At 36.4% G+C, this 21,516-nt stretch carries 16 protein-coding genes; 6 read left to right on the top strand and 10 right to left on the bottom strand.

The genetic code is table 11. The annotated features are described in order from the left end of the window. Nucleotides 1-312 precede the first annotated feature (312 nt). Nucleotides 313-2,865, top strand: coding sequence for a DNA mismatch repair protein MutS (gene mutS / locus J3U24_RS07070; RefSeq protein WP_267337425.1), 2,553 nt, complete (start codon nucleotides 313-315; stop codon nucleotides 2,863-2,865). Between the two features lie 59 nt (nucleotides 2,866-2,924). Here the strand turns inward: mutS and dld are convergent, their stop codons facing one another. After that, nucleotides 2,925-4,631 carry a D-lactate dehydrogenase gene (gene dld, locus J3U24_RS07065; protein WP_267337426.1) on the bottom strand — a complete coding sequence of 569 codons (1,707 nt, stop codon included), beginning with the start codon at nucleotides 4,629-4,631 and terminating at the stop codon, nucleotides 2,925-2,927. Nucleotides 4,632-5,420: 789 nt separating this feature from the next. Further along, nucleotides 5,421-6,899, bottom strand: coding sequence for a glycine betaine/L-proline transporter ProP (proP, locus tag J3U24_RS07060; protein ID WP_267337427.1), 1,479 nt, complete (start codon nucleotides 6,897-6,899; stop codon nucleotides 5,421-5,423). Between the two features lie 272 nt (nucleotides 6,900-7,171). Between proP and J3U24_RS07055 the strand changes: the two genes are divergently transcribed. After that, on the top strand, nucleotides 7,172-8,023 hold the full coding sequence (locus tag J3U24_RS07055) for a neutral zinc metallopeptidase (protein WP_267337428.1): 852 nt from the start codon (nucleotides 7,172-7,174) through the stop codon (nucleotides 8,021-8,023). A gap of 23 nt (nucleotides 8,024-8,046) precedes the next feature. Beyond that, nucleotides 8,047-8,823, top strand: coding sequence for a 5'/3'-nucleotidase SurE (gene surE / locus J3U24_RS07050; RefSeq protein WP_267337429.1), 777 nt, complete (start codon nucleotides 8,047-8,049; stop codon nucleotides 8,821-8,823). Nucleotides 8,824-8,877: 54 nt separating this feature from the next. On the opposite strand, the gene J3U24_RS07045 is transcribed toward surE, so the two are convergent. Both J3U24_RS07045 and J3U24_RS07040 read right to left on the bottom strand, forming a co-directional pair. Further along, nucleotides 8,878-10,059 carry an MFS transporter gene (locus J3U24_RS07045; RefSeq protein WP_267337430.1) on the bottom strand — a complete coding sequence of 394 codons (1,182 nt, stop codon included), beginning with the start codon at nucleotides 10,057-10,059 and terminating at the stop codon, nucleotides 8,878-8,880. A 336-nt stretch (nucleotides 10,060-10,395) separates the two neighbouring features. Next, complete coding sequence (locus J3U24_RS07040; protein WP_267337431.1) at nucleotides 10,396-11,709, bottom strand: hypothetical protein; 1,314 nt, start codon at nucleotides 11,707-11,709, stop codon at nucleotides 10,396-10,398. Nucleotides 11,710-12,580: 871 nt separating this feature from the next. Between J3U24_RS07040 and J3U24_RS07035 the strand changes: the two genes are divergently transcribed. Then, a complete protein-coding gene (locus tag J3U24_RS07035; protein ID WP_267337432.1) occupies nucleotides 12,581-14,887 on the top strand; it encodes a zinc/cadmium/mercury/lead-transporting ATPase in 2,307 nt (768 codons plus the stop codon). Between the two features lie 765 nt (nucleotides 14,888-15,652). Beyond that, a complete protein-coding gene (locus J3U24_RS07030) occupies nucleotides 15,653-15,994 on the top strand; it encodes a helix-turn-helix domain-containing protein (protein WP_267337433.1) in 342 nt (113 codons plus the stop codon). A 97-nt stretch (nucleotides 15,995-16,091) separates the two neighbouring features. On the opposite strand, the gene J3U24_RS07025 is transcribed toward J3U24_RS07030, so the two are convergent. The 4 genes from J3U24_RS07025 to J3U24_RS07010 form a co-directional block, all read right to left on the bottom strand. Beyond that, nucleotides 16,092-16,568 (bottom strand): hypothetical protein, encoded by a 477-nt coding sequence (locus J3U24_RS07025; protein WP_267337434.1) that lies wholly within the window; start codon nucleotides 16,566-16,568, stop codon nucleotides 16,092-16,094. 113 nt (nucleotides 16,569-16,681) lie between these two features. Further along, nucleotides 16,682-17,092 carry a J517_1871 family lipoprotein gene (locus tag J3U24_RS07020; protein ID WP_267337435.1) on the bottom strand — a complete coding sequence of 137 codons (411 nt, stop codon included), beginning with the start codon at nucleotides 17,090-17,092 and terminating at the stop codon, nucleotides 16,682-16,684. Nucleotides 17,093-17,192: 100 nt separating this feature from the next. Then, nucleotides 17,193-17,372, bottom strand: coding sequence for a hypothetical protein (locus J3U24_RS07015; RefSeq protein WP_267346987.1), 180 nt, complete (start codon nucleotides 17,370-17,372; stop codon nucleotides 17,193-17,195). Nucleotides 17,373-17,436: 64 nt separating this feature from the next. Continuing rightward, on the bottom strand, nucleotides 17,437-17,862 hold the full coding sequence (locus J3U24_RS07010; RefSeq protein ID WP_267337437.1) for a hypothetical protein: 426 nt from the start codon (nucleotides 17,860-17,862) through the stop codon (nucleotides 17,437-17,439). Between the two features lie 610 nt (nucleotides 17,863-18,472). Between J3U24_RS07010 and J3U24_RS07005 the strand changes: the two genes are divergently transcribed. Further along, complete coding sequence (locus J3U24_RS07005; RefSeq protein WP_065733814.1) at nucleotides 18,473-18,688, top strand: EexN family lipoprotein; 216 nt, start codon at nucleotides 18,473-18,475, stop codon at nucleotides 18,686-18,688. A 706-nt stretch (nucleotides 18,689-19,394) separates the two neighbouring features. On the opposite strand, the gene birA is transcribed toward J3U24_RS07005, so the two are convergent. Then, nucleotides 19,395-20,348, bottom strand: a complete 954-nt coding sequence (gene birA / locus J3U24_RS07000; protein WP_267337438.1) for a bifunctional biotin--[acetyl-CoA-carboxylase] ligase/biotin operon repressor BirA — start codon at nucleotides 20,346-20,348, stop codon at nucleotides 19,395-19,397. 7 nt (nucleotides 20,349-20,355) lie between these two features. Then, a complete protein-coding gene (locus J3U24_RS06995) occupies nucleotides 20,356-21,468 on the bottom strand; it encodes an MFS transporter (RefSeq protein WP_065563160.1) in 1,113 nt (370 codons plus the stop codon). Nucleotides 21,469-21,516 lie beyond the last annotated feature (48 nt).

Here is a 21,516-nt window from a genome sequence, read left to right as displayed (position 1 = left end):
AGCTCACTTCAACCTCAAAAGCGATAATATCGATTAACTTAAAAAGTTGATAGATGAAATATAATCATCGCTTTAAACTCTACATTATTCATTGTTTTTATTATTTACAACCAATCAGCTCATTTTCATTACATCATATAAAATGATACAATCACCCAAAAATATACAATATCGAATAAAAAAATAAGTTGAACCAATTTTTAGCTTTTTAATAACTGGGTTACTTAAAGAGCAAAATCGAAGATTGTACAAAATACAAGCAAGGTTAGAGATAATAATCGCCAGAGTTTTAGATAAAAAAGAATTAATAATATGACCGAATACGACAACCTCACCGACCACACACCAATGATGCGACAATACCTAAAATTGAAAGCTGAAAATCCGGATATTTTACTGTTTTATCGAATGGGTGATTTTTATGAGATGTTTTATGATGATGCCAAACGTGGTTCGCAACTCTTAGATATATCGCTGACTAAACGAGGCTCATCAAATGGACAGCCAATTCCTATGGCTGGAGTGCCTTATCATGCAGTTGAAAGCTACTTAGCTAAACTTATATCGCTTGGCGAATCAGTAGCAATTTGTGAGCAAATAGGTGATCCTGCAACCAGCAAAGGCCCCGTTGAACGTAAAATTGTTCGAATTGTTACACCAGGCACAGTGAGTGATGAATCACTATTAGAAGATCGTAAAGACAACTTACTCGCGTGCATATGGCAACAAAAAGAGCACTTTGGTTACGCCACTTTAGACATAAGTTCAGGCCGTTTTTTTGTATTTGAATGCGATAATCCAGAAGCTATCCAAGCAGAATTACAGCGAACTAACCCAGTTGAGTTACTCTACCCAGAAGATTTTCAATCAATGAACCTAATTGAAAACCGTCATGGATTAAGACGGCGACCAATTTGGGACTTCGATCTCGAAACCGCCAAACAACAACTCAATTTACAATTTGGAACTAATGATTTAATTGGATATGGGGTAGAAGAGTGCCATTATGCATTATGTGCAGCAGGCTGTTTATTACAATACGTAAAAGATACCCAACGCACAGCCATGCCACATATTCGCTCAATAGTTAAAGAATCGCCAGTTGATTTTGTCGTGCTCGATGCATCCACTCGCAGAAACTTAGAAATTACCGAAAACCTATCAGGTGGAACAGAACATACTGTAGCTGATATCTTAGATAAAACCCAAACTGCAATGGGTAGTCGAATGCTTAAACGCTGGCTGCATTCGCCAATCCGTAATCTAGCAATATTACAAAACCGACAGCTAGCAATTCAAGAACTGCAAAACCATATCACCGACCTACAACCGCTATTAAAACAGATTGGTGATCTTGAACGAATTTTAGCAAGATTAGCATTGAGAAGTGCTCGCCCGCGAGATTTCGCTCGCCTACGCGATGCCTATAACCTATTGCCAACGCTTCAACAACAGCTATCCGAATTCAACGCGCCATCACTAATTGCATTACGCGCCAAAATTAACCAGTTTGACCAAATTGCTGATATCTTAAATCGTGCAATAGTCGAAGCCCCACCCGTTATTATTCGAGACGGAGGCGTAATTGCTGCCGGTTATCATCAAGAATTAGATGAACTACGCAATTTAGCAGATGGTGCAACTAACTACTTAGAACAACTTGAAATTCGAGAACGTGAAACCTTAGGAATTGACACCTTAAAAGTAGGCTTTAATGCGGTACATGGTTACTACATCCAAATTAGCCGAGGCCAAAGCCACCTAGCGCCAATACACTACACACGAAGACAAACACTTAAAAATGTTGAACGCTACATCATTCCTGAGTTAAAAGAGTACGAAGACAAAGTCTTAACGTCTAAAGGTCGTGCATTAGCACTAGAGAAACAGCTTTATGAACAGCTGTTCGACCTACTTATGCCAGAATTAGCTAACATGCAAACCAGCGCTGATGCGATTGCCGAGCTTGATGTACTGACTAATCTTGCTGAACGATCCCTAACGCTCAACTACCGATGCCCAACATTAACCAACAAACCGGGTATTGAAATCAAAGATGGGCGGCACGTTGTGATCGAGCAAGTATTACAAAAGCCATTTATCGCCAACTCACTTTCACTATCATCAGATAGAAGAATGCTAATTATCACTGGCCCTAATATGGGCGGAAAAAGCACCTACATGCGCCAAGCAGCGTTGATCGTCTTACTTGCTTACATTGGTAGCTTTGTCCCAGCTTCGAAAGCAATAATAGGCCCGGTTGATCGTATCTTTACCCGTATTGGCGCATCTGACGATTTAGCATCTGGGCGTTCGACATTTATGGTTGAAATGACCGAAACCGCCAACATTATGCATAACGCTACACCAAATAGCTTAGTTTTAATGGACGAAATTGGCCGAGGAACATCAACCTATGATGGTCTCTCATTAGCTTGGGCGTGTGCTGAAAATTTGGCTAACGAAATCAAAGCAATGACACTATTTGCAACCCACTATTTTGAACTAACCCAACTACCTCAACAGATACAAGGTGTCTACAACATCCATTTTGACGCGATTGAACACGACAATACTGTCGCTTTCATTCATGAAGTATCCGAAGGTGCAGCGAGCAAAAGTTTTGGTATAGCTGTGGCAGGATTAGCCGGTGTGCCTAAAACGATATTAAAACGAGCCAAACAGAAGCTAAAAGAGCTAGAAGTTCTCTCAACAGCTGACAGCCATATTGAAAGCTCACAACTGACCTTGATCAGTGATACTGAACCATCAGAAGTCGAGCTAGCTCTACAACAGCTCGATCCAGATGCATTAACGCCAAAACAAGCGTTAGAAGCAGTCTATCAACTAAAAAAATTACTCTAAATAAAAAAACCGCCATTAATTCAATAATGGCGGTTTTAATGTTCAGTTTAGTTTCTAAATCATTTCCAAAATTTCTTTTTAGATGTTTTACCAATACCCGGATTAAAGCTATTAGTTGGATCTAACTCGTGATAGAAATTTTTCAAATCAGAATTAGCATGATACAAATGACCAACATTATGTTCGGCCGGATATTGTGCTCCACGCTGATCGAGTATCGCCAACATCTCCTCTTTCATCTTAGTACAGTCAGTCCCTTTTTTAGCCAAATAGTCTTGATGGAACACTGAACAGAAAAAGTGGCCATAATAAAGCTTATGAATAAAATGCTGACTAATACTTTCTGGTAACGTTTCGAACCACTCCTTATCATTACGACGCAAAGCAATATCTAGAGCGACCAAATCCTCGACAGTCTTAGTATGAACATTACGATAAACCGTAGCAGCACCCGCTGTTGCAAAGCGGTGTAACATAGCGGCCTCAGCTTCCTTATCATTACAACGGAAATAACTACCACTACGTTTCTCACTATCTGCAAAATACTCCTTCAAAAATGCCTCAGCTTCGGCAATGCCGTCATCAGACATTTTCAAAATGAGATGATGCTCATAGCGATCACGATAATCACGCATCGATTTTGGCAAATGCTTAGGTAACAACTTACACACATTCACCGCAAACCAATCAGAAAAACTGTTAGGGAAGAAAGGGATTTTTCTCACAATACGATCGACAACATTCTTAAACGCATACAAACGGGGGATCGTATCGGTACCCAATTTCTGAATAGCTAAAAATAGATGTTTGCCATATACCGCTGCAATATCAAACGCATCACGATGAATATATTCACCTGAAATTGGCAGATGCTTAAAAGTTCCTAAAATATGACGACGAATATCATCCAGTTCGTTGGTATCATTAGTTCCAATATAAAATACCGCGGTCTTTTCTTCTAAAGGAAAAGTATCTAACCGCACCGCAAAAACCATCAATCGACCAGCACTACCTGACGCTTCGTAATGACGACTTGGATCGGCATTATATCGAGCGGGTGTATCAGCATCGATTTGTCGTACATGATCACAATAATGGTGATCATGGCCTAAACCAGCATTAGGGTTAACATCGTTATCGGTATAAGCACGTTTTTGTAAATTTTCTAAAATTGCTTCTGGTGTGTCACCCAATTCAATTCCTAAATGGTTGACTAAATGTAGCTGACCTTGCTCATCTAACTGGGCAAATACCGCCATTTGAGTATAAGCAGGACCACGTTGAATCAAAGCACCGCCGGAATTGTTGCAAACGCCACCTAAAACCGAAGCACCTATACAAGACGAGCCAATCACAGAATGAGGACCACGGTGATATTTTTTTAACTCTTTTTCTAAATGGAATAACGTACTACCCGGTAAACAGACCACCTGATCACCATTTTCAATCACTTGAATACCATCTAATCGACGAGTACTAACAATAACTATTGGCCGGTCATAATCATTACCATCAGGAGTAGAACCACCAGTTAACCCCGTATTGGCAGACTGTGTAATGACAATCACATCCGCCTCAACACAAGCCTTTAAAACTTCCCACTGTTCTAAAAGCGTGCCTGGGATAACAACAGCTAATGCATCACCTACACCAAAACGCGCACCTTGACGATAAGGTAAAGTCCGATTTGGATCAGTTAAGGTATATTTATCACCAACAATATTTTTTAATTTTGTTATCAGATCTGATGTACTATTTGCAACCATTTTATCTTCCCTTCTTTGAATTATTATAAGTAAATTCAACCAATTTTGGATATATTATAACCAATATAATCTATTGAAAAGAGGGGAGTAAACTTTATAGCGCTAAATATCAAAACTGACACAAAAAGCTAAAAATAATCAAAAAAAAGGGAAAAGTAGTTAACCTATTTTGCAGACCAAAAAGTTAACGTTTTTAGAATAAATTTTCAATGAATGCTTATAAAAAAATGATGAACAGCCAGTTAAAAATAGACTTGTTTAGAATAAAAAAAGTTATATAAAATGACCACGGTTTGATATTAGAAAAGATATAAAAATGAGCGATTTTAATATTCCAAAAACCCCACTCCTCAACTTTTTTTTCTAAAAAAATCCTTTATTCGATAAAAACACTTCCACATAAAACTAAATTTGCGGCGTTTACTCTTTTTTAATTTTTTAAATTCTTGTACCGACTTAATTAATGGAACATCTGTTTTGAATATTTTCTTCGGCTTCTTTCGCTTTTGACTTTGACTTTCTCTTTCTTTTAAATAAGCATCAAATTCATTGAGCATATAAATCATTATGAAAAACAATACGATTCCACAATGCTTAAATAAATAAATTGCTCAAAAGTGACTTTACCCATTCCTTTTCCGTTGCTAAGTCAAAAATCCGATCCAGTATAAAATATAATTTTATATTAAACAATTTAAGCCAATAGTGAGTAAAACGTTTGGCGCTTAATAGCTTTAGCCTCCTTTCCTCAACTTTTATAAACTAATTCTAAGCAATGGAAAAAGTTAACTAATCCAATTTAGGATGTTGATCGACAAGTTCTTGTCGCTTATTTTGTAGTTCCTCGATCTGCTCATCGATATCTTCAACTTCCTCTTCAATGGAATCAAAGTGTTCAGATAGAAGTGATTGCGCTTCGTCTCGACTGGCGGCGGTTGGATTAGTGCCGTGTAAAGGTTTATTTGCAGTTTCATGCATAGCAAGCCCAGTAATCACACCAATGAATCCTGCTAACATTAAATTGTAAGCGGGCATATATAAATTACCAGTTGATTCAACAAGCCATGCCACAAATGTTGGCGTTACCCCGGCAATAATAATGGCAACATTGAAAATGCTTGCAATAGCACTATAGCGAATATTAGTTGGAAACATTGCGGGTAATATTGAGGTAATGATTCCAGTAAAGCAGTTAATAAACAGGGCCAAAATAAATACGCCTAAAAAAACCAAAGGAATTTGCTGGCTATTAATTAACATAAATGCAGGATAAGATAATAGCAATAAACCTATACTTCCGATTAAAATGAAAGGTCTACGACCCACCTTGTCACTTAATAACCCGATAATAGGTTGAATAATTAACATACCGACCATAATCGCAATAATAATAAGCAAACCTTGTTCAGTATCATAATTCAAATTATGCGCTAAATAGCTCGGCATATACGTTAGCAACAGATAAAACGAGACATTTGTTACAATAACCAATCCCGCACAAATTAAAATATGCTGCCAATATTTACCGACAACTTTTTTTAGTGTTAATTCAGCCTTATCTTGCAACTCTCTGGCTTCAAGGTGTTGTTGGAAAGTTGGCGTCTCTTCTGAAATATGATGTAGGATAAAGCTAATGATCCCAAGCGGTAAGGCTATTAAAAACGGAATTCGCCAGCCCCAACTAAATAGCGCCGATTGACTGAGTAACATTGATAAAAACACCACTAGCCCTGCACCAATTATAAAACCCACCATTGAACCAAAATCAAGCCAACCACCAATAAAACCACGTTTACGATCGGGCGAATATTCGGCAACTACCGTTGCTGAGCCAGAGTATTCCCCACCGATTGAAAACCCTTGGGCTAATTTAACAATCAACAGCAACACAGGCGAAGTGATACCAATCGTCTCATAAGTTGGAATCAACCCAATACAAAATGTGCTTAACGACATTATCACTAAAGTGATAGATAGCACTTTTTGGCGACCAATATTGTCACCAATTAAACCAAAAATAATCCCCCCTAAAGGGCGAACAAAAAAAGGAATAGAAAAAGTCGATAACGCAGCAATAATCTGCACGCTAGGTGAAACATGAGGAAAAAACACCTGCCCAATAATATACGCCACAAAACTGTATACCCCAAAATCATACCACTCAATAGCATTACTAAACGCCGATGCCCAAGTGGCTTTTTTTAGCTGATTGTCATTAATGATAGGGATATCATCAATATCCAAAGGTTTATTATTCGATTGCGCCATGAAGTACCGCCTTTAAAATTCATTAATATAAAAATAAATAACCGGCTACCATGCCAAAGATAAACTAAATCAAATTATGCGAGTCAGATGAGGTTTTAAATTTAATCACACCAATTTTACTTATTCAATTGATGCGATATAGGTAAGAATTATATACCTAAAAAAAGCAAAAATAACCCATTTATCACATCCTCTTTTTATGATGAGTAGTGCTAGTAACCTCATCTATTATCCTTTAGAATGATGTTACCAAAACTGATGAGGTATTCCCTATGAGATGGAGAGACCAAAGAGAGAGTGATAACATTGAAGATCGCCGCTCACAATCAGGAAGTGATATTGGGACACGCATCCCAATTGGTGGTAAAGGTAAAATTGTTTTATTTGTTGTTGTATTAGTGGCAGGCTACTATGGCGTTGACTTAACCGGTTTGCTCGACAGCAATGTGATTGATTTGGATGATTCCACATCAACAAGCCAGATTGACAACACCCTACCTAGCGACGCAGATAAATTTACTTCAGTAATATTAGCAAGTACCGAAGATTTCTGGCGCGAACAATTCCAAAAATTAGGCAAAACCTATATTCCCCCTAAACTCGTACTCTATAACGGAGCAACCCGAACCATGTGCGGTACCGGGCAAGCCATGATGGGACCATTTTATTGCAATCTCGATAAAACGGTTTATCTGGACTTATCATTTTATCAAGAGATGAAAAGACGCCTAGGTGGCGGAGGTGACTTTGCACAAGGTTATGTGATTGCACACGAAGTTGGGCACCATGTACAAAATTTACTTGGCACATTTAATAAAGTTGAACAATTATCGCAAAATCAATCTACACTAATCCGTAACCAATTGTCGGTCAAACTTGAATTACAAGCTGACTGTTATGCGGGATTATGGGGCAATGGCGTGAAAAATATTTTAGACGCGGGTGATATTGAGCAAGCCCTAAATACTGTGCAAGCAATTGGCGATGATCGCCTTCAACAAGAAAATAATGGTTATATTGTTCCTGATAGCTTTACTCATGGTACATCAAAACAACGCTATACATGGTTTAAACGTGGTTATGACAGTGGGTCGATGGATCAGTGCAATACATTTATTCAATAAGGAAATATAAAAAAGGAACCAATATGTCAAAAAAATTAGTCAACCGAGTACTTTTAGTCAATGATGATGGCATTGATGCCCCTGGAATTCAGATTTTAAAAAGCGTGGCTGAAAACATAGCAAACGAAGTTTGGATTGTCGCACCTGTTGTTGATCAAAGTGGCGTTTCTTGTTCAGTTAGTTTAAAGTCGCCATTTCGTGTTCAAAAGCGGAGCAATACAGAATACGCAGTCTACGGCACCCCTGCTGACTGCTCACTATTTGCCATAAAATCGCTAATGGCTAATAAATTACCCGATCTCGTGCTGTCAGGAATTAATAATGGATCTAATTTGGGATTTGAAACAATATTATCGGGCACAGTGGGGGCAGCAATGATGGCAATGACGCTAGGCGTGCCGGCCATGGCGCTAAGTCAAGTCAGCAGTGAAGATAACACACCAACCAATTGGCACTGTTCAACTCATCTTGCTGAATCGATAATCAGACAACTCTACCCCCTTTCAGATAAGACTTGCTTCAATATCAACTTCCCTAATTGCCAAGCCGATCAAATAAAAGGGATAAAAATCACAAAACAGGGCGAGCCGGATGTAAGCCAATTTGTTATTGCAGAAACTCAAGATCCAGAAGGTCATGACTACTTTTGGTTTAGAGCTAAACGTAACCAAAGTGTAAAGGTTGATATCGACAAAGAGCTTGATGCAGCTAATGATGGTTATATTGCTATTACACCGTTAAATTATGAACGTACGAATTACGCGTTATATCAACAAATAAAAGCAACGTTTAAAGTATAAAACTTAGATATTGTCTATACGTCTTCCTAAATCACTCAGGAAGACGTAAATAAATTATTTCTTCACTAAAGCACAGAATAAAAACGAAATCGTCACCATCACTAAACCAATCCAATAAATCACTTCATGCCCATAAGCTTGTGAAACAAAACCTTGAATGATACCAGCTAAAATGACACTGCAAATAATACCATTATTAAATAGCGTTGAAGCCACGCCCATACGAGTTGGTAGCAAATCTTGGAAATAGATAATACCAATGTTAGCAACAATCCCAATAAACAGCCCGTTAAAAAGTTGCAACACATATAACATGGTTGAATCTTTAAACAGAATCATCCCAATATAAAATAAAATTCCGCAAATTATAGCGATAAAAAATAGATTTCGCTTACCTAACACGGGGACCAAATAACCCGCAATAATCATAATAGGAATTTCAATCCCTGCCGCTAACCCCATCAACCCACCAGGTAATGAATCAGATAAGTGCAGAACCGTTTCTACATAAATCGGCATATCGATGATATACATCATATTAGCGGTCCACATAAAAATGGTAGAAATTAGCAAGCACATGACATTACGATTAGTAAAAATTGATTGGTTTGCCACCGCTAACTCATTAGCAGTAAACGAACTGATAACCTTTTTTTCAATGGGTGGTAAATAGATTGCTACCACAATCATCGAAATAATAAACATCGACATTGCACACAAATACATGATGGTAAAACCGTATTTGATCGCCAAAGCAAAAGATAATGGAGGGCCAATCACCCACGCTAATGACAACTGTGCACGAATCAGGGAATTAAAGGCAACCGCATTACGTCCACTCTTTTCTGCATACTCACGCGCCATAGCAAAAATCTGTGGCATCGCGGCAGACGCTAAAGCAGCAAAAAATACGCCTAATGTAATTAAGACATAATAGTTGCGTGAAAAGGCAAAAGTCAGACTATTTGCCAGCCCCATCAAACAACAAAAAATAACAATCTTACGCCTATCACCTTTATTGTCTGAATACTTAGCTAACAGATAACTACCAATAATACTGGCTAACGCATTAATCGAATAAAACGCCCCCACTAAGCGAGGGTCAGCGCCAACTTCAAACGATAAAAAACGACTTAAAGTAGGTGATTGCAAAGCACCCGCCACCCCAATAATAAAGGTTGCTACTAAAAAAGCACCAAAAACAACACCCGATTTTCGAAGGAATGAAGAAGTCATAAAAGCCGATTTACCATGAAATTAAGTGCATCAATTATACCCCTAAAATTAGTGGGAATATAGGCGTATTTAAATAAAGGCTTTTTAAACAATCCACCAACATTAATACTAAAAATGTAATAATAAATGGTAGATTTAAGGCTTAAAAAACCCCGCTCCTCAACTTTTTTTCGAAAAAAAACTTAAAAATAAACCCGCCTAGGCGGGTAATTCAAACGTCGCTAAGTCACAAAATCGCTTTCTATCACTTACCAACGTTGACTCGTAGCTTACTTTTAGTAACTTAATATTATCTTTCCCTCCCGGCACTAAGGATTAAGGACGAAGAAATAAAAACTAAGGATAGGAGCAAAGTCCGTAGCCGTAGTAGAAGTGCCAATCTAGATTACCGGTCATCGCGTCCACGAAAAACTGGGAACTACCATTCGAGTCACTAGTCCAGAACCAACTGTCGTTGAAGCCAACGCCTGAATAATCCACCATTTTTCCCCACTCAGTGAAAAAACCAGAACCTATATGACGCATGTAAGCATTATGGGGTGCGGGAGGTGTGGCGCCAGAGATAATTCCATCAGATGCACGAACAGCGTTGGATAAATCCTTTACGCGTGGCATTTGATAACCAAGACTATTACACCAAGATAAAACACGAGAATAATTGGTCTCAGCCACATTACCACGGTGGACGAACCACTGCTTCAAAGTAAAACCATATTTAATAACTGGATTATCATTATTGTCACGACCGACCAACTCGAAGGTCTGAGGCAGAGAAGGCGTGTAAACACGACCAGGACTAGATGAACTATGCTGGGATGTGGTAGCGTAAGGACCCATTAAAGTAACCCGTACGCTTGTAGCAGTAGAATTGGACATTGTAACTGTAATACCTCCCTGAGATAACGAAGACCAAGATAAAGGTTGACTACTACCAGTAATGAGTAAATCAAAGTACAGTCCATTAGCGCCAGTAGTAGGAAAGTTTTGACCGTAAGAGGATGGGTCTGTTTTTTGAGTGAGAAAACCATTAGCAGGGTCCCACATCCAAGACGGACCAGCCAAATTATCTCTACCATACTCCAAATTAGGTCTGGCAAAACAAACCACAGGCGAAGCCTTAGGATTAACATAATAATTCACATTACTAGCACTAAAATCACTACGATTAGGAACACCGTAACGAGTAGATAATGTGCTGTTAGTACTTGATAACGTAACCTTATAAGGTGCCTTACAAAGTGTTGGAACAGTACTACGTGATACAGTTTGATTGTATTTATCGACGATAGATAAACTTATAAAACCTGTAGCAGTAACGTCAGAATCACCATCATCATCCCCCCAATAATTATAAGGTGACCCAATCAGTGTACTAAGCTCAACTGAATTAGTATCAGTGGGAACCAGCATACCAATATCAGCAAAACTCTCACCGGCAGTAGGCAACTCAATTGGTCTTGAAGAAGATGAAGTATTGTTTGAAGGTGTGTATCTTGAGCCATTAGATAAAGTAATCCCAAGCAGATCGTTAGTATTAACCACACGAGTACGACCACCGTCGAAAGTCAAATACGGCGCACTACCCTGTATCGCATTCCTAGTTGTCTGTGAAGTTAATGCGTTACTCGAAAAAGAAAGAGAAATCGCCACGAAAAAAACAATCTGTAGGGATAATTTCGGAAAATGGAAGGATCTAAAAAAGGATCCGGAAAACGATCGCGCGAAAATTCGCAGAATTTCACTTGATTGAGTGGAAAAATAAGTTTCAGTGAAAAATTTAAGTTGGGAGCTGGACTTAGACGAATTTAAATTATAGGTTGGCCAAGTTGCCTGTTGCCTGTTGCCTGTTGAAAATTATAAAACATTTGCGACAATCCTGTCAAGTAATTTTTTGATTTATTTGCAATTTTATGCTTTTTTACCAAGTTTTAGCCTCTTTGCTAAAACTGTTAAAAAAGTATAGTGATTGGAAAAACACGATGCAACACTTTTTTTCACTCAATTATGTAAACCTACGTAAAGATGATCTAAAAAGGATCTAAGCGCCAAATTATTACATATTGTTTTAATTAAATATATTTAAATTACAAATCTTTAAAAATGTAATTAATGATCCTATTAATTTATTCTGGTTTTTAAAATTAGCGATTTGGATCATTTAATAAAGTTTAAACGTAATTTATAACCTCAAAAACCCCACTCCTCAACTTTTTTTGATGCAAAAAACAGCTACTAAAAAACGCCACAGTTTAAAGCAGAATTATTTATTTGAGAAAAAATTGCAAAGCACAATTTTGAACCCCAAAAACCCCGCTCCTCAACTTTTTTTGATGCAAAAAAACAGCTACTAAAAAACGCCTCAGTTTAAAGCAGAATTATTTATTTGAGACAACATTGCAAAGCAGAATTTTGAACCCCAAAAACCCCGCTCCTCAACTTTTTTTAGAAAAATGGGTTAAAAATATTTCTTTTTGTTTTTTTGAGCGTACAATAAAAATCATCCACGAATAGAGGTAACGTTATGTTATATAATAACAAATCTACGCAATCCCATCACGATAATCACGACCATTGTCATGGAGATTGTCATAATATTGCACATAATCATATGCATGATTCTCATAACGAAAGTCCAACAGTATCTTGTGATGGACATAATCATGGGCATAATCATGGACATGAGATTGAAGATCCTCCCGAAGAGCCTGAGCAGAGTTGCCAAGGCGTTAAATTAACTTGGAAAATTCAAGGTATGGATTGCGCACATTGCGCAAGTAAAATCGAAAACGGTGTTAAGACACTGCCCAATATTAATCAAACCAAAATTATTTTTTCAACCGAAAAGTTAATCGTTTTTGTTCCAAAGCATGATGATGCGGTAATAAAGATGATTGAAGATAAAGTCGTAGAATTGGGTTATACCCCAATTTTTGAGGCATCAGCTAACCAATCCCATCACCACGAACATTCACATAATTTTGATAAAAAAGCATTTATTCCGTTAGCCGTTTTAGGTACTTTAATTGTAGTAAGTTATCTTATTTTGTTGGTGAATCATACAGCTGGCGAATATGCCTTTATTGTGACTGCTATTGTTGGAATTATCCCCATTTTGAAGGAGGCAATTGTTTTAACCCGTAGTGGCACTCTATTTGCAATTGAGTCGTTAATGAGTATATCCGCTCTTGGTGCGCTGTTTATTGGAGCAGCGGAAGAAGCTACCATGGTGATCTTTTTATTTATGATCGGTGAGATGCTCGAGGGCTTTGCAACGAGTAAGGCGAAAAAAGGAATTTCGTCACTAGTAGAGTTGATGCCTGATGAAACGGTGATTATTATCGATGGTAAAAGAAAAACAGTTGCCAGCCATACACTAAAACCTAATGATATTATCGAGATCTCATCTGGTGGACGATTACCTGCTGATGTTATTTTGGTTAGCGAACAAGCCAGCATTGATGAGAGCGCATTAACAGGTGAGTCGATTCCAGTTAATTATTTAAGTGGTGATAAAATTTTAGCTGGGTCATTAGTGGTGGATAATACTATTCAACTCAAGGTGATTTCGGAATCAGGACAAAATGCCGTTGATCGGATTTTGCAATTGATTGAGGATGCCGAAGATCGTAAAGCGCCTATTGAGCGTTTTATCGATAAGTTTAGTCGTTATTATACGCCTGCAATTACGCTATTTGCGTTTTTGGTGGTGGTAATTCCACCATTGTTGACGGGTGCCGATTGGTATACTTGGATTTATCGAGGATTGACGTTGTTGTTAATTGGTTGTCCTTGTGCATTAGTGATATCTACACCCGCTGTTATTACCTCGGCTTTATCAAGCGCAGCTAAACATGGGGTGCTGATTAAGGGGGGGGCAGCACTTGAGCATATTGGTTCAATTAAGATGGTGGCATTTGATAAGACAGGCACATTAACTGAGGGTAAGCCACAGGTAACTGATGTCATTAATCTTCATTGTTCTAGCGAGGAGTTGTTAGCGATTGTTGCCTCGATTGAAAGTGGATCACACCATCCTTTAGCTAAGGCTTTAGTTGATTATGTTAAGCAAAAACAGATCCATTTTGAGGAAGCCCTAAATCGTAAGGCGATTGCTGGCGTAGGGATTCAAGGTGAATTAGATCAGCAAATTTATTTTATTGTATCTCCTAATAAGATTGAAACCGTATCAACGGCTATAAGTGCTAAAGATGCTGAAACTATCACTCAACTCGAAAATGGTGGTAAGACCGTTGTGGTGGTTACAACCCACCAGCAGTTGTTGGGGATTATTGCTTTGCAAGATGTGCTACGAAGTGATGCTTTAGCTGCTATAACTGAGCTTAAGCAACTTGGTTTGCAAACATTAATGTTAACCGGCGACAATCAACGTGCAGCAAAAGCAATTGCAGGACAATTAGGCATAGATTATCGTGCTGAGTTGTTGCCAGCAGATAAGCTAGCAGAAATCGAAAAAATAGGTCAACATACGTCTATTGCGATGATTGGTGATGGAATTAATGATTCCCCTGCTATGAAGGCTGCAACTGTCGGTATTGCTATGGGTAGTGGTACGGATGTTGCACTTGAAACAGCCGATGCCGCTTTAACCAAAAATAGTTTATTAAGCTTACCTAAATTAATACGTTTAACTCGCTTCGCTAATCGTAATATCAAACAAAATATTACAATTGCCTTAGGAATTAAGTTGGTATTTTTAATTACTAGTTTATTTGGTATTACAGGGCTTTGGCTTGCGGTATTAGCCGATTCGGGTACCACAGCGATTGTTACAGCCAATGCTTTAAGATTGCTTAAGGTTAAAAAATAAGGGTGAACAGCTAATTTTAACTGTTTTTTAAAGGATAAGTTTTCGAACTTTTTATAATGGCGTAATCTAACTTTTATTCTTAAATCTATTAAAGAAGGGATGCTGTACGCAATCCCTTCTGGTAAATCCTTATTTAAATGGAACGCTTTGAAGTTAACCACTGCGATTCATATACAAACCGTTTATCAATGTATTGGTAGATTTTCACGATTACCAAAATAGTAAAAAAGCTAACTCACCCGCTTTTTATTTTTCTATCTCAATTTCCTTCTATCCTCATCCTTTTTTGTTTATATGCAAAACGTTTATCGCTACTTATAGAGAATACTCGTCTAGTTTTTTGCTTGCTTGCTTGCTCGATCGATGCATTGCACCTCAATTTTTAGTTTTAGCGATGTAATTTCTTCCGCCATAATTTCTCAAGATATCAAATTTTCTTGAATGAGAGAAATGAAAAAATAAATCTTATATTTTAATTAAAAATACTTATAAGTCTTATATTATACTTATATTAAAATTGATTAGAAAAGCAAAATGAATAAAATTGCTTTTCAAATCAAGGCATTGAAGCAGTTACGGAAAATACCTAACAACAATCTAATTCATAATAAGATTAATGATTTAGCTGATATGCCAAATTGTATTAATGTAAAAGCATTGACTGGCCATGAATATCAATACAGGTTAAGAGTTGGTAATTATCGAGTGTTTTTAATTTTAATGGCTAGATTTATATTGTTTCTATTGAAGAGGTGAAAAAACGAGATGACCGAACTTACTAATATACAATTTATTAATAACGAACAAGGGCAACCGCAATTTGTGGTTTTACCATACAATCAATATTTAGAGTTATCTAAATCCAAGACAATTGACATTGAATCTGGTGTACCAAGCGATGTTGTGAACATGGTTTTTGATAATAACTATTCGCCAGCTCAGGCGTGGCGTGAATATTTGAATTTATCTCAAGTTGAAGTGGCAAATAGAATCGGTATTAGCCAGTCAGCATATTCTCAATATGAAAAAAGCCAAAAGTTAAGAAAAACAACGCGGATTAAAATTGCTGAAGCACTACATATTAAGCCTGAACTTTTAGATTTTTAACTCTTCGCTAATGACTTGATAATATGACAAAATTTGTTAACAGAGAACAAAAAACCGCTCTAGGCGGGTTGTGTAATAAATACAAGTTAATTATTTTTTAATTTGAGCATTCTTTTTCTAACCTTTCGTAAGCTTTCTTATAGCCAGCTAAAGGAAATTTTAAATCCACTGTAGATTTAGACCCAACTCTAATAATAAACTTTGTAGCCCCCTGAATTTCTTTATTTAAAAACTCTTTTTGATTAGTAATTAATAGGCTACTTTTTTTCTCCCATTCCATTTCTACTGGAGTATTTTTATCAACTCTGAAAATAACTTTAATTAGCCCATCCTCATAATCTTCCAAACTATTATGAATGGAGAATGGAACAATAAAGACTGAATCACAACTAACTGTAAAAAAAGCGCTACTTATTGAATCGCTGTTTGATACATAAACTGACTTCATTGACACTGTTTTTTTATCTGTAATTGGATCAGTAACGATATTAACTCGCCAATCTTTGTAAGTAATTTCATTGGTAAAAGCACTAAATGAAAAAAGCAATAAAATGGTGATGAATAATCTTTTCATACATTCTCCTGTAAATAATTTAGGTCAATAGTACGAAATTCATGAAATTTGCACAATAAAAAACCGCTATAAAAGCGGTCTTATTTATAAAATTTATTATTTTATTGAGTAAATTATTTTACGTTTGCAGTACAGTACGATGATGATTTTATATAATTATCGTCGCGGTAAAACGTATATTTTTTACCCATGTAGTAATTAGCGGTAACGTTGATTTCACTAGAATTAAATTTATCAACATCAAGCTTTTCACCGCTTTGAACAATCAATGATTTTCCATCATAAATCAACTTATATAAAACATCTTTCCCATTCCATGAATAACAAAACAAGCCTGTCCCGTCTGGATTTATTTTAATCGTGGTTAAGTATGGTCCCATTCCTGCAACCCATACCCCAACCATTTTATTATCGACATTTTGTGGGCTTGAACGTAAATAATCATCAGCGTTCACATCCCCTAACGTTTTACATCCAGCTAAAGCAAAACAAATTAAAAATAAACTCAATACAATTTTTTTCATACCATTCTCCTTAAATTTTAGGTAATGGTATGTTATTTAAAGGGTTTGGGCAATAAAAAACCCGCCAGAGCAGATTGTTAATTTTTAATAATTTATTTAGTTAAACTTTGTTATTGCTATTATTCATTTTAATAATAACAGCACTCAGACTCATCCCCATCATTCGTTTAATTGCTACATTGGGTTCTGCATCAATCAACTTTTGGATTTTTTCCAAAATATCAGCATCCCAGGGTTGTTTCTGAATTAAATCATGCATCATCTGTAGATTATTGTTCATCATGTTTTATCCCAAAACCAGTTGAATTTTCTAAACCATTTATGCATTGGTGAACTGAACAACTTTAATATAAAGTTGTTGGGATTATATCTGTATTTCCATTCTGATCTATAAATAATCTAAATACTTTTCTTTCGCCATTCTTAAACGCAAATTCACGTTCACGTCTTGGAGGGTTAAATCCACACAATCCCTTTCCTTGAATCGATGAACCAATTATTATATTACCACTTGGTGCATACAGTGAAACACGTTCTTTAGTTTCTAGCCTTGCTGCCTCTTCCCCATTAATAAATACGTTTATGTAACAACCACTACCAACCAAGCCTTTATCTCTTATCAATATTAAATTAGCATAATTACTAACTTCGTTCTGAAATTTAAACACTCTCTCTTTCGGGACGTCCTTTACTTCATTTAATGAAATTGGAGTTGTTGAGCACCCTGAAATCGAAAAACCAATAAACATTAAAATTAATAACTTTTTCATACCATTCTCCTTAATTTTTAAGTATGGTATGAAATATTATCTATAAAATCAATTTTGCCAATTTTAAATTCAATTTGTTTATTCTATAATCAAAGTACATAAGAAAATATATTCATTCGAGCGCTCAAAAGTGAATAAAGAAAACAACGAACTTATAATTAAAAACACGCCAGATTACTATATTGCTAGAGAACTAGTTTATGGTGAAATAATATCCAAACCAATTAGAAAAAAATAAGAGAAATCGTTTATGAAGTTAGAGAACATATAAAGGATAATGAAACTCAACAAGCAAGTATTGTAAAACTGATTGATGAGCATAAAAAAACCACCCTTAGGTGTCTTTTTGATTTATTCATTAATTTCAGCGCTTCCCCTTCCATGATTTGCAGATCATTAAAAACTCGCTCATTTTCATAGATATTACAGATAATCAAAAAGCGAATGATGAAAATAAATATGAAGAATTAGAATATATTGAAAAAAATAAACGAGCAAAGTTGCATTTAAAAATAATATCTGATTTACTTCGTTTAGCTGTAAATGAATTTTTAGTAAAACTACTATAAAAAATTAATCTAATATTAACCAATTATTGCAAGGATTTTATATGAAAAAGATATTAATATTAATTACTGCTTTGTTTTTATTTGGATGTAATGAAAAGACCTATACTGTAGAAGATTTTAAAAATGATAAAGAACTACTAGATAAATATCGTAAAAAATGTGAGAACGGTGAAATTGATGGTGATAGCTTAAATTGTCAAAACTCTCACAAAGCAGTGGTCTCAAAAAATAGAGTTGGTAACGCAAGCTGGAATTAATAGCTTTATAAGCTACTCATGTTGGCTTTAAATTTCAATCCGTGATAAGCTTATAGCATTAATTTTATTATTAATCATAAGCTTACCATCTTGCCTTATAATCTTAACTTCTTTTTCGGCTTTATTTTAATTTAAACAATTGATTAATCTACTTCGAACAAATCTCTTTTAGCTATCCTTGTTATCAATTAATTTAGCAAATGCTGTTTGCTTACCGTTTATTTGAAATTGATAATTGGGTTCTTTCACAATATCACTTTGTTTCTCTGTTGCAATTGAGAATGTAGCTTAAATAACTGTAAATATTAGATTAATTGCAAACTGTGACTTAACTTTTTAGCAATCTGTAACCTACCAATACGCTGGTTTATCCCTATGCATATAGGGAACACAGAACATGGAGCAACGAACTGATGAGTGGTTTCGGTTTATCCCTATACATATAGGGAACACCCTAATTATAACCTATTGTTTATTAATTAAAATACCAAAATGAAAAATTCCACCAATTTTTTTGGTGCTTTTTTAAACAGCTGGTTTAAGGCGAGATTATCAATATAATTTGAAATTTATTAAATGGTTAAGTCAAGATAAAAAGGGATTTAGAGCTGCATTATTTTTTGCCGCTTACCTATTGTACCGATTTATTCCCGATCACAAGATGTACTTTTCGGTAATTCATGTTAATCAATTACCGATAGATATTTCACTCATCACTTCGTAATGAGATTTCGCCACCAATAAATGCGTTCGTTTTGCCATTTTGTTCTAAGAGTAACGCACCCTGTTCATTGATACCTTTGGCTACGCCACGGATCACATCGTCACCAATTAATAATTTAACAGGACGCCCTACAAAATTGTCGAGCCGTTGCCAATCGTTAAGAAACGGTGTTAGTCCATGTTGTTCAAAGTCTCGAAGTTTTAATTTTAGATTTTTCGCGACTTTTGCCACTAATAAATTGCGATCAACTTTACCTAAATTAGCCCACTTTTGGTTGACGATAGTTGTATCGGGATTATTCATCATTAGGTTGACTCCAACACCAATAACAACATGTGCACAGTCTCCCGTTTTGCCTGCAAGTTCAACTAATATGCCTGCAAGTTTTTGGTCATTAAGATAGAGGTCATTTGGCCATTTTACTTTAATATCTTGCCCCGAGATTTCTCGTAACGTATCGGCTATCACAACACCAACGACTAAGCTTAGCCCCATGGCTGCTGCGATGCCCTGTTCAAGTCGCCAATACATTGAGAAATAGAGATTACTGCCAAATGGTGCAAACCATTGTCGCCCTCGCCTGCCTCGCGCTTTAGATTGAAACTCAGCAACACAACTGTCGCCAGTTTGTAATTTTTCAATATTATCTAATAGATATTGGTTGGTTGATTCAATGATAGGCAGTACTTCCACATGACTATCAGCACCATAGTCATTGTCGATTTTGACTTTATCAAGTAGATCTATTGGTGATGCTAAGCAGTAACCTTTACCTTGCACGGATGATAAGGTGATCCCCCATTCCCGTAGCACTTTGATATATTTGTTGATGCCAGCTCGCGTTATTCCAAATTGGTTGGCAAGTTCTTCACCGGAGTGAAACTGCCCATCAGCTAATATATTGATTAATTTCAATGGATTTTGGTTACTGCGCATTAAACCCTCACTTTTTGAGTGATAATAAAACAATAAAGTAAAGCGAAATTATAGCAAAACTAATAAATAAATAGGTATTGTTAAATGTGTCCATTATAAAGGCAATTACCGCTGGCGCAACTAGGCTACCAAGTGTATTGGTTAATAGCATAGCTTGATTCATTGATACAATTTCTTGTTTGCGAACACATGAGCAAGCCCAGGCCATTGAGATTGGGTAGATAGTGTAAATGGTCGCACCAAGTAAAATGATGGCTAATACGCCATAGAGGTTAAATATCAGTAAACAACAAGCTATCATCATTAAGATTGATTCAACCAACAAAACAATACGACGACCAAACCTATCTGCGCACCAGTTGGCAGGCATTTGCGCGATTACCCCAGAAAGTATTAGTAAAACCATCCAATTTGCGACTTGGTTATCTGTATAACCTAGATGTGAGTAGTATGCTGGCATTAGAGAGTATAGCGATCCAATTAACATACCAGCAATCGCACAACCAATTAAACCAACTCGAGAAGGTTTATACAATATCATGGGGATGATGTTGAAACTGCTTTTTTTCTTTTTAGGTAATTTGTAATGGGTTAGTAATATAAATAAGATGGCTAACCCCATTAGCACTGCTATTACTAGGCCAAAATAGAGTACGTTTTGCGGAAAGTATTGGAGCAATGCTTGCCCTAAAACAGTACCTAAGTAGTAGGTGGTTAGATAAACCGCCAGCATTTTACCGCGAGTACGAACAGTACCCGTAACTAAGATACAGCTTTCAATGACCACCCAAGTAACCGCACAGGCTATTCCAATAAAAAATCGCCATATCGCCCAACTATAGAAATCCATTGAAAAGCTTAATCCAATAGTTGCAATCGCAAAGATAATACAACTATAGGTGTAAGTAAATCTGGCGTTAAATCGGCTAATAAACCAATTTGCCATAATCGTTCCCACTAAGTTACCTGTAAAGTAGCTCGAGCCGACTAAACCTATTTGTCCTAGTGAAAAATGTTCACGCACTAGCCAAAGTGGCACTTGGGTATTAAGTGCCGATAAGGCGATGGTTACAAATAATAAACTTGTTAATAAAATAGGAAATGAATACGAATGTTTCATAATTTTGTTGTATATAAGCTGTTTTATTGTCTAATAAACGTTATTTAC

The organism is Gilliamella sp. B2785 (assembly GCF_026537005.1).
GTDB lineage: Bacteria > Pseudomonadota > Gammaproteobacteria > Enterobacterales > Orbaceae > Gilliamella > Gilliamella apicola_E.
The sequence above is the reverse complement of the archived record's forward strand: the minus strand, read 5'-3'. Positions and strand labels throughout refer to the sequence as shown.